Origin of the sequence: Microbacterium galbum (assembly GCF_032464915.1) — a bacterium.
In the GTDB taxonomy this organism is placed as follows: domain Bacteria; phylum Actinomycetota; class Actinomycetes; order Actinomycetales; family Microbacteriaceae; genus Microbacterium; species Microbacterium galbum.
Window position 1 is genome coordinate 1,175,529 of the sequence record NZ_JAWDIS010000001.1, and the last position, 13,860, is coordinate 1,189,388.

At 71.7% G+C, this 13,860-nt stretch carries 12 protein-coding genes; 4 read left to right on the top strand and 8 right to left on the bottom strand.

Annotated features, from left to right (window positions below; translation table 11 throughout):
* The first annotated feature begins 192 nt into the window (after positions 1-192).
* Together RWH45_RS05545 and RWH45_RS05550 are read left to right on the top strand one after the other, a co-directional pair.
* Positions 193-1,194 carry an ABC transporter substrate-binding protein gene (locus RWH45_RS05545; RefSeq protein ID WP_315993881.1) on the top strand — a complete coding sequence of 334 codons (1,002 nt, stop codon included), beginning with the start codon at positions 193-195 and terminating at the stop codon, positions 1,192-1,194.
* Positions 1,195-1,261: 67 nt separating this feature from the next.
* A complete protein-coding gene (locus RWH45_RS05550) occupies positions 1,262-1,777 on the top strand; it encodes a GNAT family N-acetyltransferase (RefSeq protein WP_315993882.1) in 516 nt (171 codons plus the stop codon).
* A 16-nt stretch (positions 1,778-1,793) separates the two neighbouring features.
* Here the strand turns inward: RWH45_RS05550 and RWH45_RS05555 are convergent, their stop codons facing one another.
* Positions 1,794-3,092 carry a PP2C family protein-serine/threonine phosphatase gene (locus RWH45_RS05555; RefSeq protein ID WP_315993883.1) on the bottom strand — a complete coding sequence of 433 codons (1,299 nt, stop codon included), beginning with the start codon at positions 3,090-3,092 and terminating at the stop codon, positions 1,794-1,796.
* A gap of 99 nt (positions 3,093-3,191) precedes the next feature.
* Entirely contained in the window at positions 3,192-3,692 is a 501-nt protein-coding gene (locus tag RWH45_RS05560) for a GNAT family N-acetyltransferase (RefSeq protein WP_315993884.1), read from the bottom strand.
* Positions 3,693-3,861: 169 nt separating this feature from the next.
* Here RWH45_RS05560 and RWH45_RS05565 point away from each other — a divergent pair, with 169 nt between their 5' ends.
* Together RWH45_RS05565 and RWH45_RS05570 are read left to right on the top strand one after the other, a co-directional pair.
* The gene (locus RWH45_RS05565) at positions 3,862-4,578 is read left to right on the top strand and encodes a GNAT family N-acetyltransferase (RefSeq protein ID WP_315993885.1); all 717 of its coding nucleotides are present in this window, start codon (positions 3,862-3,864) and stop codon (positions 4,576-4,578) included.
* Positions 4,575-5,585 (top strand): LLM class flavin-dependent oxidoreductase, encoded by a 1,011-nt coding sequence (locus tag RWH45_RS05570; protein WP_315993886.1) that lies wholly within the window; start codon positions 4,575-4,577, stop codon positions 5,583-5,585. The genes RWH45_RS05565 and RWH45_RS05570 overlap by 4 nt, the downstream gene beginning before the upstream one ends.
* Before the next feature lie 137 nt (positions 5,586-5,722).
* On the opposite strand, the gene RWH45_RS05575 is transcribed toward RWH45_RS05570, so the two are convergent.
* From RWH45_RS05575 to RWH45_RS05600, 6 genes are read right to left on the bottom strand one after another with little or no spacing between them, the layout of a single operon-like run.
* Entirely contained in the window at positions 5,723-6,907 is a 1,185-nt protein-coding gene (locus RWH45_RS05575) for an aminotransferase-like domain-containing protein (protein WP_315993887.1), read from the bottom strand.
* Positions 6,904-8,550: a dipeptide ABC transporter ATP-binding protein gene (locus tag RWH45_RS05580; protein ID WP_315993888.1), complete on the bottom strand. Its 1,647-nt coding sequence runs from the start codon at positions 8,548-8,550 to the stop codon at positions 6,904-6,906. Before RWH45_RS05580 ends, RWH45_RS05575 begins: the two co-directional genes overlap by 4 nt.
* A complete protein-coding gene (locus tag RWH45_RS05585; RefSeq protein WP_315993889.1) occupies positions 8,547-9,455 on the bottom strand; it encodes an ABC transporter permease in 909 nt (302 codons plus the stop codon). Before RWH45_RS05585 ends, RWH45_RS05580 begins: the two co-directional genes overlap by 4 nt.
* Positions 9,452-10,468 carry an ABC transporter permease gene (locus RWH45_RS05590; protein WP_315993890.1) on the bottom strand — a complete coding sequence of 339 codons (1,017 nt, stop codon included), beginning with the start codon at positions 10,466-10,468 and terminating at the stop codon, positions 9,452-9,454. Before RWH45_RS05590 ends, RWH45_RS05585 begins: the two co-directional genes overlap by 4 nt.
* 35 nt (positions 10,469-10,503) lie before the next feature.
* Positions 10,504-12,150: an ABC transporter substrate-binding protein gene (locus RWH45_RS05595; RefSeq protein ID WP_315993891.1), complete on the bottom strand. Its 1,647-nt coding sequence runs from the start codon at positions 12,148-12,150 to the stop codon at positions 10,504-10,506.
* Positions 12,151-12,192: 42 nt separating this feature from the next.
* Complete coding sequence (locus RWH45_RS05600) at positions 12,193-13,608, bottom strand: FAD-binding oxidoreductase (protein WP_315993892.1); 1,416 nt, start codon at positions 13,606-13,608, stop codon at positions 12,193-12,195.
* Between the last annotated feature and the right edge of the window lie 252 nt (positions 13,609-13,860).

A 13,860-nucleotide genomic window follows, 5' to 3' on the forward strand; every position in this document is an offset into this window, starting at 1 on the left:
CCCCGACACAGGCCTTTGAGCCCGTCGAAGGGACCGGGACCGGCGAAGCGCCCGGTGCAATCCAGGTCCCTGAGCCCGTCGAAGGGACCGACACCCACGATGCGCCCGGTGGCTTCGACAGGCTCAGCCACCTCCGACCCCGCGACGCGACCCTGCGCCGCGGCATCCCACCCTCACAAGGAGACACACACCATGGCCCTCAGCAAGAAACAGGGGATCGCCCTCGGCGTGATCGCCGCCGCCCTCGTCGCCGTCGTCGGCGTGGGCGTCACGATCGGCCTCACCCGCCCCGTCGAGGCGGAGGCCGCGGCCGCCCCCACGGCCACCGCCGGCGCGAACCCCGACACGGGCGACATCCCCCGCATCACGGGCACGGCCGTGCCCGAGGCCGTCGCCGCCCTGAAGGCGAGCGGCTTCACCCCGATCGAACCCGGCAAACTCACCGTGGCGGTCGGCGCCTTCGTCCCGCCGCTCAGCTACCAGCGCGAGGGCACGACAGCCGCGACCGATGTCGCCGGCACGGAGCCGAACATCGGTGAGCTCATCGCCGAGGGTCTCGGCCTGGAGTACAACCCGGTCGTGGTCGCGTGGGCCGACTGGCCGCTCGGCATCCAATCGGGAAAGTACGACCTGATCACCGCGAACGTCACCGTCACCGACGAGCGCAAGGAGCTGTACGACTTCGCCAGCTACCGCCAGGACCTGCTCGGCTTCTACGTGCGCTCCGACAGCGCGATCTCGAAGATCGAGGAGGCCGATGACATCTCGGGCCTGAAGATCGTCGTGGGCTCCGGCACCAACCAGGAGAAGGTGCTGCTGAAGTGGAACGAAGAGCTGACCGCCGCGGGCAAGGCCCCCGCCGAGCTGAACTACTACGACGACACCGCCGCCGCGACCCTCGCCCTGCAGTCGGGCCGCGTCGACGCCACCTTCGGCCCGAACGCGACCGCCGCCTGGGCCGCGCGCGAGACCGGCCAGACGAAGCTCGTCGGCATCATCCCCGGCGGCTGGCCGCTCGCGGCCGACATCGCCGCGGCGACGAAGAAGGGCAACGGCCTCATCGAGCCCGTCGGCATCGTGCTGAACGCCTACATCGCCGACGGCACCTACGCGAAGGTGCTCGACGCCTGGGGCCTGACGTCGGAGGGCGTCGACAAGAGCGAGATCAACCCTCCCGGACTCCCGAAGTCTTGACCCTCCAGCGGGGCCCGGTCGCCCGCGACCGGGCCCCGCTGCCTGTCCTGCGAGAAGAATGGATGCCATGACCCCCACGCCCCCATCGACCGTGACGATCCGTCTCGTCGAAGCGCACGAGTACGCCGAGGCCGGTCGCGTCACCGCCGACGCCTACCGTCACAGCTACGACGGCCTGTCCGAGGCGTATCTCGACTCGCTCGCCGACGTCGCGGGCCGCGTCTCGCAGGGCGAAGTCTGGGTCGCGGTGGACGGCGGCGAAATCGTGGGCACGGTGTGGACGCCCCGACCCGGCGAGCGCCTGTCACCCCTCGCCGAGGACGGCGAACTCGATTTCCGTCAGCTGGCCGTGGCACCGTCGGCGCGCGGTCGTGGCATCGGGGAGCTGCTCACGCGGCACGTGCTGGCGATCGCGCGCGAGCGCGGGGCGGCGCGCGTCGTCATGAACAGCGGGCCCGAGATGCTCGGCGCCCACGCGCTCTACGGCAAGCTGGGGTTCCGCCGGCTCACGGAACGCGAGAACCCCGTCGAGGTGGAACCGGGGCGTTTCCTCGACCTGAAGGCCTTCGGATACGACCTCTGAGACGTTCCGGATCCGCTCAGCGTGGCGACCACGTGACGGCGAGCACCGTGACGTCGTCGTCCTGCTCCTGGGCGCCGGCGCGGGTGATGAGGTCGTCCACGAGGGCGTCGATGTCGTGGTGCGCGGCGACCAGGGCGGCGTAGCGGTCGATCGAGTCGAGGGAGCCTCCGAACAGGTCGAGCACTCCGTCGCTCACGCTGACGAGGCTGTCGCCGGGATGCAGAGCCGCGTCGAAGCTGGACCAGCTGGTGCCGACACCGACGGGCAGGTGACCGGACCGGAGGAACTCGACAGCGCCGTCACTGCGCCGCAGCACGGTCAGACCGTGACCGGCGTCGACCCACCGGATCGTGCCGTCGGGGGCGATGCGCGCATGGAAGCACGTACTGAACTGCGCGCCGACCATATCGGTCGGCCCTGTGCTCAGGCCGACCGCCGTCCGTTCGAAGGCCACGGCCGGATCCGCATCGTCGCGACCGCTGCGGATGACCGTGCGCACCGCGGCGGCGATCATGCCGGCGCCCGCGCCCTTGCCCATCACATCGCCGAGGGTGACGGCCGCGCCCCCGTCGGGCGTCGGATACCAGTCGAAGAAGTCGCCGCCCACCGTTCGAGCCGGAACGCACGCACCCGCGACCCGGAACGCGTCCGGCAGATCCGAGCCGTCGGCGGGTTGGAGCGAGCGCTGCACGAAAGCGGCTTCCGACACCTCCGCCTCGGCGAGCCGTCGACGGTGCTGCGAAAGCGAGAGCTTGAGCAGGGACCGACGCGACAACTCGTTCACCACCCCGCCGACCGCGGCGTACACGAGCATCGCGATGGAGAGGCGGACGAGCTCGCTGGGTGTCAGGCCGCGCTCCGAAGAGAGCAGCAGCGGCAGCAGGAGCGCCGCGCAGACCCCGAGCAGCGGGACGAGGATCCGCCACCGGCCGCGTCCGGCTGCGATCCAGATGACCGGGAGCACGACGATGACGAAGAAGACCGATTGACTGTCGCCGGTGCCGTACCGCAGCAACCCGATGGCGAGGAAGTCACCGAGCGGGACCACGATCTCGGCCCGGCGAAGGGCGGGCCATCGCGCCATGAGCAGCGTCACCACGACCAGGGCGAGTGCCACACCCACGCCCTGCCACATGCGCGCGGCATCGGTGACGAGCAGCCAGGGGATCGACCCGCTCGCGACACCCGCCACCACGACGAGAGCCGCCACGACGGCTTGCTTCGCGAGAGGTTCCCACGAGGTCTGCACGGCGGGCAGAAGCCTGGCCCCCGCGCTCGACGGCCGGACACGGGTGCGCGAAAGCTCCTGGGTCACCCTCCCAGTCAACAGCGGATGCCGGGATGGCGGCCGATCTGGTCCGGAACCGCACAGAATTCGGCCGCGTCGCGCAAGCGTCGGGTGCCCCGCGCTCGGTCAGCGCAGCGGCTTGGCGAAGCACCTCGACGACGGGAACCGCTGGTACGGCGGGAAGACCTCGACCGCCCGGTACCCGATGCTCTCGTAGAGCGCGATCGCCTCGGGCTGACGATCGCCGGTCTGCAGGATCAGTCTGTCGGCGCCGCGCCCGCGCGCCAGGCGCTCCAGCTCCGCCATCAGCGCGCGACTGGCGCCCCGGCCCCGCGCCCTCGGGTCGACGTACACCCGCTTGACCTCCAGCTCGTCGCCGAGGGCACGAAGCGCCGCATGCCCGACGGGCTCCCCCGACGCGTCGATCACCAGCACCGCGTCGACGATGCTCGCGGGATCGACCGCGAAGTCCTCGGCGAGAAGCGCGGCGACCTCGGCGTCGAAGGCGGCGAAGACCTCGGCATAGCGTGGGGAGACCTCGGCATCCATCGCCTCGCGCAGCGCGACCGCGCGGCGGTCGTCCCAGTCGACGCTCTCGAGGACCCATGTCGCGTGCGAAGCCGTCATCTGGTCAGTATCGCCTTCGTCCCGGAGGACGGAACGAGACGGCGAAACGACCGGTAACACGCCTCTCAGCGTCGCTCGGGACACGAAATGGCAGCCCTTCTCGCGGCTTCGGGTTGCGCGTGATGACCGACGAGTTGCACCGCGCCCGCGACCGGCGCAGAGTGTCCCGGTGACCTCCGCCTCGACCCTGCCTCTCCCCCACGCCGACGCCACCGTCCTCGACAACGCCGCGTGGCATTCGCTCGCCGGCCCGCACGCCTCGTTCGCGATCGGGGGCGACCTCGCGCGGCGCTATCCGGCCGACGTCGCACCCTTCGTCGCCGTGCGCTCGTGGGACGAGCCCGGGGTGTGGGACGCCCTGCACGAGCTCGTCGGACCCGGCGCCGAGGTCGGCCTGTCGGGCTACGAGGGCGAGCTCCCGGCGGGCTGGGAGTACCTCGGCGGCGGCGAGGGCGTGCAGCTCGTCGAGACCGACGCCCTGCACACGCGCCCTTTCGAGGAGGCGATCGAGCTCGGGGCCGATGACGCCGCCGACATGATCGCGCTCGTCGAGCGCAACCAGCCGGGCCCGTTCCGACCCCGCACGTACGAGCTCGGCCGGTACATCGGCATCCGTCGGGAGGGTCGTCTCGTCGCCATGGCGGGCGAGCGTCTGCACCCCGCCGGCTGGACCGAGATCAGTGCGGTGGCGGTGGATGCCGACCACCGGCGCCAGGGGTTCGCCTCGCGCCTCGTGCTCGACGTCGCCTTCCACATCCAGCAGCGCGGCGATCGCGCGATGATGCACGCCGCCGCGACGAACGTCAACGCGATCGCCGCGTACGAGAAGCTCGGCTTCGCGCTGCGGCGGCGCAACCGCTTCGCGGCGGTGCGTACGCCGGCATGACCCGCCGCCTGCGCTCCCTCGGCTTCCTCACCATCGGCCTGTTCGACCGCGACGATCCGCGGGCTGGACACGAGACGACGCTGTCGATCATCGAGCGGGGCGAGGACCTCGGCTTCGACAGCGCATGGCTGCGCGATCGCCACTTGCAGTACGGGATCTCCTCTCCCGTCGCGGTGCTCGCCGCGGCATCACAGCGCACGAGTCGCATCCGGCTCGGGACGGCCGTGATCCCCCTCGGGTGGGAGAACCCGCTGCGGCTGGCCGAGGACCTCGCCACCGTCGATGTCCTCTCCGGCGGTCGCCTTGAGCCGGGTTTCTCGGTGGGCCCTCCCCCGCGTCTCGACGATGTCGCCGCTGCCCTGTACCCCGACACCGTCGAGCACGAGGAGTTCGGGTACGAACGCCTCGCGCGGTTGCGCCGCTTCATCTCCGGCGAACCCGTGAGCACCCGCGCCGGCATCGAGGGGATCGAGGAGTTCTCCGAGCGCGTCGAGCCGCACTCCCCCGGCCTGGCCGAACGCCTCTGGTACGGGGCGGGAAGCGCCCGGTCGGCGGCCTGGGCGGCCGAGAACGGCTTCCACCTGCTGACCAGCAGCGTCGTGCAGGCGGGCGAGAGCACCGACTTCGACCAGGAGCAGCACACGCAGATCCGGCTGTACCGCGAGTCGCATCCCGCGGGCGAGCACGCCCGCGTCTCGCAGGGACTCGTCGTCATCCCCACCGACTCGGCGACTCCCGAACAGCGCCGGCGCTACGAGGCCTATGCCGATGCGCGGCGTGGGCGGGTCGGCATCCCCCAGGGCCCGCGCGGGCTGCTCTTCGCCGAAGACCTCGTCGGCACCGCGGAGCAGATCGCGGAGCAGCTGCTGTCGTCGCGGGCGTTCCCGGAGGTCGACGAGGTGGCCTTCGCGCTGCCGTTCGACTTCGCGGCCGATGACTACGCGCAGATCCTGGACGACATCGCGGGGCGTCTCGGGCCGCTGCTGGGATGGGCGCCTGCCACCTGACGCCCGTCGCGGCGTGAGACCGGCGATCACTGACCGGGCGCCGCTCACCGCAACCGCGCATAACGCGGGGGTCGCGCGGCTCGCGAGAGCCGCGAACCGCCCAGCCTGCGCGAGTCCGGTCGGTCCCGCCGTGCGATTCAGCGCTGCCGCGCCACCGCCCGCCCCAACCGCGCCGCCGCCTCGCGCAGACGCTCCTCGTCGACGTCGCCGTAAGCGAGGCGCAGGTGCCGGTCGGCATCCGTCCCCGGCCCCGAGGGGAAGAACGAGCCGCGCTGGTACTCCACGCCCTCGGCGCTCGCGTCGGCGGCGAGGCGATCGGCATCCACCCGGTCGTCGACGAGTCGCGGCCAGAGGAACAGTCCGCCGTCGGGCACCGTGACGTCGAAGGAACCGGATGCCGAGAGCACCTCGGCCAGGGCGTGCGCCCGCGACCGGTACAGCTCCCGCGCGCCCGTGAGGACCCGGTCGAACAGCCCGGCGTCCCCCGTCAACAACTCGGCGACCACGGCCTGCACGAGCGTCGACGAGTGCGAGTCCTGGCGACTGCGCAGGGCCACGGCATCCGGGACCAGGCGTTCGGGAAGCACGACCCAGCCTAGGCGCAGACCCGGGCCGAGGGTCTTGGTGAAGGTGTTGACGTGGATGACGTGGTCGGAGTCGTGGAACGGGGCGAGCGACTCGGGCTCGCCGTGGAAACGCAGTTCGCGGTAGGGGTCGTCGGCGAAGACGATGAAGCCGTACTTCTCGGCCAGGTCGACGAGCTCGCGGCGGCGAGCCGTGGGCAGCGACGACTGCGACGGGTTGTGGAACTCGGGCACCGTGTAGACCGCGGCGGGCCGGGCTCCGGCGCGCAACTCCGCGGCGAGCGCATCGACATCGAGTCCCTCGGCCCCCACGCGGATGGGCAGCACGCGCGCGTCGACGAGCTCGAGCCCGCGCAGGAACAGCGGGAACACCGGGTTGTCGACCGCGACGAGGTCGCCGCGCTCCAGCACCGTCTGCACCGCGATGGCGAGCCCGTGGAATCCGCCGTTGGTGACGAGCACCCGCTCCACGGCCACGCCCTCGTGGGCGGCGATCCACTCGCGCAGCGCCGGGATGCCCTCGGTCCGCGAGTACTGCAGCGACGGCGCGCCGGGCCGGGCGACCACGCGGGCCGTGGCCTCGGTGAGTTCGGCGGTCGGCAGCACGGACGGATCCGGGATGCCGCCGAGCAGCTCGATCGCGTCCGGACGGCGCTCGCGCAGGGTCTGGTCGCCGAACCCCTTCGGCGCGCTGAAGGCCCGGACGAGCACGGGACGGGAGGGGGCGAGAACGGTCATCGGGAGCTCCGGAGATCGGGGGACGGGATCGCGTCAACGAGGGCGCGCGTGTACTCCTCGCGCGGGTGCGAGAGCACGTCGGCCACGCGCCCGGCCTCGACCACGCGTCCGCCCCGGAGCACGGAGACGGTGTCGGCGATCTGCCGCACGAGCGCCAGGTCGTGCGAGACGAACAGGTAGGTGAGGCCGCGCTCGCGCTGCAGGCGGCGGAGGACGTCGAACACCCCCGCCTGCACGGTGACGTCGAGGGCCGAGGTCGGCTCGTCGAGCACGATGACGTCGGGCTCGAGCACCAGGGCGCGCGCGATCGCGACGCGCTGACGTTGGCCGCCCGACAGCGCGTCGGGGCGGCGGCGAGCGAGCTGCGGCGGCAGGCCCACGGCATCCAGGGCTTCGGCGACCTTGGCGGACCTCTCGGCGCGCGTGCCGACGCGATACCGGTCGAGCGGTTCGCGGATGATCCGCCCGACGCTCCACGTGGGATCGAGGGAGGTGAAGGGGTTCTGGTACACGAGCTGGAGGTGACGACGGATGCCGCGGAGCTCCGCCTCGGTGCGCCCGGTCACCGCCGCGCCGTCGACGAGGATCTCGCCGGCGTCGGGGGTCTCGAGCCCCAGCAGCAGGCGCACGGTGGTGGTCTTCCCCGAACCCGACTCGCCCACGAGCGCGTGGGTCGTGCCCGGCGGGACGCGGAAGGAGACCCCGGCCACGGCGGCGCGAGCGGTGCTGTCGACGACGAAGCTCTTCGAGATCTCGTGCACCTCGATGCGGGCGGCGGTGGTGTCGGTGGTCCACGCGTCGACCCCGCGCCCGTCGGCGTGACGGTAGCGGTCGGGGTTGAGGGCCGGGGCGTCGGCCTGCAGCTGCCGGGTGTAATCCGACGTCGGCGCCGCGAAGACGTCTCCGGTGGCGCCCGCCTCCTGGACCCGCCCGTCCTTGAGCACCACGATCTCGTCGGTGCGCTCGGCGGCGATCGCGAGATCGTGGGTGATCAGCAGCAGACCGATTCCGAGTTCGCCGCGCAGCTCGTCGAGGAGGTCGAGGATGCGCTTCTGGATCGTGACGTCGAGAGCGCTCGTGGGCTCGTCGGCCACGAGCAGATCGGGCCGCGGCAGCACCGCGAGGCCGATCAGCACGCGTTGCAGCATGCCGCCGGAGAGCTGGTGCGGGTAGGAGTCGTAGACGCGGGCCGGGTCGGGCAGACCCACCCGGGCGAAGATGTCGAGGACGGCCGCGCGGCGGCCGGGGGCGTCGGTCAGCGCCGCCGCCTCGAGCGCCTGCGCGCCGACCGTGCGCACGGGGTTGAGCGCGTGCGAGGGGTCCTGCGGGACGAAACCGATGCGGCGGCCGCGGAACGGCCGGAACCGCGTCTCGGAAAGCCCCAGCACCTCGTCGCCGGCGAACTCCACGCGCCCGCTCGCCCGACCCGTGTCGCGCGGCAGAAGCCGCAGCACCGACCGTGCGATCGTCGACTTCCCCGACCCGGATTCGCCGATGAGCGCGAGGCTGCCGCCGCGCGGGATCGAGAACGACACGTCGTGCACCACGGGGGTGCGCCCGTACGCGACCGAGAGGTTCTGCACGTGCAGCAGGGGCGCGGGCGTCGCGCCCGCCTCCTCGCGGAGGGGAAGGGTGATGGTCATGACGTCCTCCTCAGCCACCGGCTGATGCGGTTGATCGAGAGCACGGTGGCCACGGTCACCAGGGCCGGCCACACGACGAGCCACGGCGCGCGCGGGTAGTCCTTGCCCGCCGAGATGAGCAGACCCCAGTCGGATGCCGGGGGCGGATCGCCGTAGCCGAGGAAGGCGAGCCCCGCGATGACGAGGATCGACAGCCCGAACTGCAGCACGGCGAGCGGGATGAGCGAGCGCGAGGCGTTGGGGAGCACGTGCCGGAACAGCACGTGCAGGGTCGATCCGCCCTGCAGCCGCGCCGCCTCGACGAACACCGACGAGCGCACGCGCAGCACCTCGGACCGCATGACCCGCGCGAACACCGCCACGGCCGAGACGCCCGTCGCGATCGCGGCGTTGATCGTCTGGAAGCCGAGCGAGCTGACGATCACGACGGCGAGCAGGAACGCCGGGATCGCCAACAGCACGTCGACGAAGCGGGCGAGCACGGTGTCGGTCCACGAGCCGAGGAATCCGGCGAGCAAGCCGATGAGGCCCCCGACGACGACCCCGATCGCCACGGCGACCAGGGCGCTCGTCACCGACGACTGCGCGCCGAAGACGATGCGCGCGAACAGGTCGCGACCGAGGTGGTCGGTGCCCAGCAGATGCGCCGCGCTCGGCGGCTGCAGCTTGTCGGCGGGCACGCCCTGCGCCGGATTCTGCGCGGTGAAGAGCCACGGCGCGAGCGAGAACGCCACGACCACGGCGACGACCGCGAACGAGACGATCACGTCGACCGGAACGGACAGACGGATGCCGCGGATGCGGGCGAGCGGCCCGCCCGGGGCGGATCCCGACACCGATCCCTGCGACGGGTCGGCCGCGGGCGGCACCGGGGATGCGACCGGGGACAGGGGTGCGGCGGTCATACGATGCTCACCTCTTCACGCAGCGCCGGTGCGGGTGCATCGGCCGCGGGGGCGGCGACGGTGCTCCCGCGCGAGCCGATCGACACCCGCGGGTCGAGGAGCGGGTAGGCCAGGTCGGCGACGAGGTTGACCACGACGAACACGATCGCCGCGAGGGAGACCACCGCCTGCAGCACCGGAAGGTCCTGGCTCGCGACGGCCTGCTCCACGAGGGTCCCGATGCCCACGCGACCGAAGATCGCCTCCGTGATGAGCGCGCCGCCCAGCAGCTCGCCGACGATCAGCGCGAGCACGGTCACCGTCGGCAGCGCGGAGGGCTTCACGAGGTGACGCAGGAACAGCGCGCCTTGACCGAGGCCGCGTGAGCGCGCCACCGCGACGTACTCCTGCCGCGACTCGTGGTCGAGCGAGGCGATGAGCACCTCGGCGAGCTGCGCCGAGACCGGGATGCCGAGGGCCACCGCCGCGAAAAACGTTCCCCAGGGCGTCTCGGTGTCGATCATGCTGAACAGCCCGAGCCCGAAAGCGAACACGTGGATCAGCAGCAGGCCGATCACGAAGTTCGGCACGGACAGGAAGAGCGACGGCAGCGAGCGCAGCACTCCCTGACCGAACCGGGGCGGGAGGAACTGCGTGCCGTACGCGATCGCGACGGCCAGCACCACGGCGACCAGCAGGGCGGCCGCCGCAAGACTGAGCGTCGAGCCGAGCGCGTCGAGCACGAGGGTTCCGACGGGCAGGTTCGAGCGCAGGGAGACGCCGAGATCGCCGACGACGAAGCGGCCGAGCGACGACCCCAGCTGCACCCACCACGGCTGGTCGAGGCCGTAGTACGACACGATGCGGGCGATGTCGTCTTCGGTGAAGCCGTTGTCGGGGTTGCGCAGGGTGCTCGTGATCGGGTCGCCGGGCAGGATGCTGATCACGAAGAACGTGAACAGGTACGCCAGCAGCACGACGACGAGCGCCTGGCCCGTGCGCCGCAGCGCGAAGCGGCCGTAGGTGCCGAGCATGCTCTCTCCTTTCGTTCGCGAAGGTCGGGAGGACGTCAGCGGGTGAGCCAGGCGTCCAGGTAGTACGCGTAGGCGAGGCCGTTGTACGAGACGCCGTTCACCTCGGGCGCCTGAACGTAGACGCGCTGCACGATCTGGGTGAGCGGCACGAAGTAGCCCTGCTGCAGCACATAGCCCTGCAGCTCGTCGGCCACCTTCGCGCGGGCGTCGCGGTCGGTGGCCGTGGCGATGCGCGTCGACAGGTCGTTCAGCGTGGCATCCGAGGTGCCGACCTTGAACCAGTCCTCGTCGCCTTTCTTCTGCGAGGTCAGGACGCCGGCCACGGTCCCGACGTCGACGAAGCTGCGGGTGATCTCGTTCGCGGGGACCGCGGCGTTGCCGATGACCTTCTGCCCGTAGGTCGGAACGTCGTAGGTCTCGAGGTTCACCTCGAAGCCGAGGTTCGTCAGCTGCTGGTCGACGAGCTCATCGACGGACTGCGACGCCTGGAGGTAGGGGTTGGGGTAGAGCGTGAACGACAGCTTCTGGCCGTTCTTCGTGCGGACGCCGTCGGCGCCCTTCGTCCAGCCCGCCTCGTCGAGCAGGGCCGCGGCCTTGTCGGGGTCGTACGCGAAGTCGGCCGTGTGGTCGGTGGCCTCGGGCACCGTGCTCTGGAACAGCGACTCGGCCGCGAACCAGTCGGGGGTGTAGACCGTCGAGAGGATCTCGTCACGGTCGATGCCGTGCTGCACGGCCTGGCGCACCGTGATGTCGTCGAAGGGAGCCACCGAGGTGTTCAGGGCGTACCCGTTGACGAACCCGAGATAGCGGGGCGTCTCGACGGTCAGTCCCTCGCCCTTGAGCGCCTCGAGATCCTGCGGGCTGGCGTTGTACGCCACCTGCGCCTGGCCCGACTCGACCGAGGCGGTGCGCAGGGTGGGCTCGGCGACCTGCTTGTAGGTGATCGTGTCGAGGTAGGCCGGGCCCTCGTGGCCGACGGCCTCGGGGCCCCAGTCGTAGTCGTCGCGCTTCTTCAGCACGACGCTGTCGCCCTCGGCGACCTTCTCGACGACGAACGGGCCGCTGCCGATGTCTTTCGTGAGGTCGGCCTGCTGCGCGGCGGGGAGGGCGAGGGTCGCCGGCGAGATGAGGATCGAGCCGTGGTAGGCCAGGGCCGGGAGGAAGCTCAGGGTCGGAGCCGAGAACGACACCGTCACCGTCGTGGCATCCACCGCTTCGGCGCCCACGTAGTTCGCCGAGGGGAACAGGCCGATGCGGTTGATGCCGTCGTCGGGGCGCCCCTTGGCCCAGATGTCGATGTTCGCGACGACCGCGGCGGCATCCAGGGGCGTGCCGTCCGAGAAGGTGACGCCGTCCTTGAGGTGCAGGGTGAACTGCGTCTTGTCGGCGTTCTCGTCCCAGCTCTCGGCGATCCACGGGCTCAGGGTGCCCTCGGCGTCGACGTAGATCAGCTTGTCGGTGAGGTTGCCCCAGATCTGGCCCTGGTAGCTCGAGATCGCGCTGTTGTTCGGGATCCAGGTCGCGCCGAGCGAGTCGATCAGGAAGACGAGGTCGCCGCCCGGCTTCGGCGTGGAGCCTTCGGCCGGGCCGGCTGCGGTACCGGCGCCGCATCCGCTGAGCAGGACGGCCCCGACGATGAGGGCGGAGGCGACGCCGAGGAGGCGTCGGAAGCGAGTGGTCATGTGGGTCCTTGTGCTGTGGGGAGGTGCTGTGGGGAACGGGTGTCAGAGGGCTTTGCCGGGGTTGAAGAGTCCGGTCGGATCGAGCGCGTCCTTGATCGCGAGCTGGGCCACGCGCACGCGTTCCGCGAGCTCTTCAGCCGCGAGCTCGCGCTTGACCGTGCCGATGCCGTGCTCTCCGCTGACCGTGCCGCCGACGGCGAGGGCCGCTCGGACGAGGTCGTCGGCCGCGTCGTGCAGGACCGCGGGAAAGGCGGCGGGATCAGCGCCGGCGGGGATGGGCAGGGTGATGACGGGGTGCAGGTTGCCGTCTCCGGCGTGAGCGACGGCGCTCACGGCGACGCCATAGCGCTCCTCGAGGGCGGGGAAGCCCGCGAAGACCTCGGCGATGCGCGACTTCGGCACGGCGACATCTCCACCGACGAACCACGAGTCGTCGTCGAACCGGCGCCCGGACCGTCGCAGCTCCCACAGCGTCTCGGCATCCGCGTCGCTCTCGACGCGCACGCGAGCGCCGGCGCTCTCGAGGGCGACGGTGAGCTCGGCGGTCTGCTCGTCGATACCGAAGCCGTCGAGTTCGATGAGCAGCAGGGCCGCGCCCCGGGCACGGAGTCCCGACTCCTGCGCGGCGTCGATGCCGACGAGGGTGGGCTCGTCGAGGAACTCGATGACGCTCGGGCGCACGCGCGACGCGGTGATGGCGCCGATGCCGGCGGCCCCCGCCGCGGTGGAGTCGAAGAACGCCGTCACCGTGCGGCGGGCGACGGGGAGGGGTCGGATGCGGACGGTCGCCCCGACGACGATGCCGAGCACCCCCTCGGATCCGACGAAGAGCGAGACGAGGTCGAGGCCGGTGACGCCCTTGATCGAGCGGTGGCCGATCGAGACGAGGCTCCCGTCGGCGAGGACGACGTCGAGGGCGAGCACCGACTCGCGGGTGACGCCGTACTTGGCGCAGCGCAGGCCCCCGGCGTTGGTGGCGATGTTGCCGCCGATGGTCGAGATGCGCCAACTCGCGGGGTCGGGGGCGTAGAACAGGCCGAGGGGCGCGAGCCTCTCGTTGAGAGCGGCGTTGAGGACGCCGGGTTCGACGACCGCGACCTCGTCGGCGGGCGAGACCTCGACGATGCGGTCGAGACGGTCCGTCGACACCACGAGCTGATGACGGGTCGCCGAGGCGCCTCCCGACAACCCGCTGCCGGCACCGCGCGCAACGATGCTCACCCCGTGCCGCCCGGCGAGGCGCACGAGCTGCTGCACCTCGGAGACGGTGGAGGGGAAGGAGACCGCGGGCCCGTCCTCGTCCGCCTCCCCGTGACGGGGAACGGTTCCGGCGTCGAAGGCAAAGGGGGCCGTCGCGGCCGAGGGCGCGCGCACGTCGAGGTGCGGGGCGACCTCGCGCACGGCGTCGAGCAGGGCGGGCAGACCGGTGAGCGGGGCGACGACGGCGGAAGTGCTCATGGGCGAACCTCTCTCCGGGATGCGATGGGCGACGGGACTCCGGCCGAAGGTAGGCCCCGGTGCCGCCGCCCTCACCTCGGCCGACACGGGCCGTAGCGCCCCGTCACCGTCGGAAACGCCGCGTCGCGCGGCGTCACAGACCGCTCCGAGGAGTGCGTCGTCCGGCGGGAAGCGCTAAGTTCCGCGGCCTCGTCGGCGAACGTGTCGCTGCGAGGCGTTGCGTTACGTCACCAATTGAGGCCCGCGCCACCC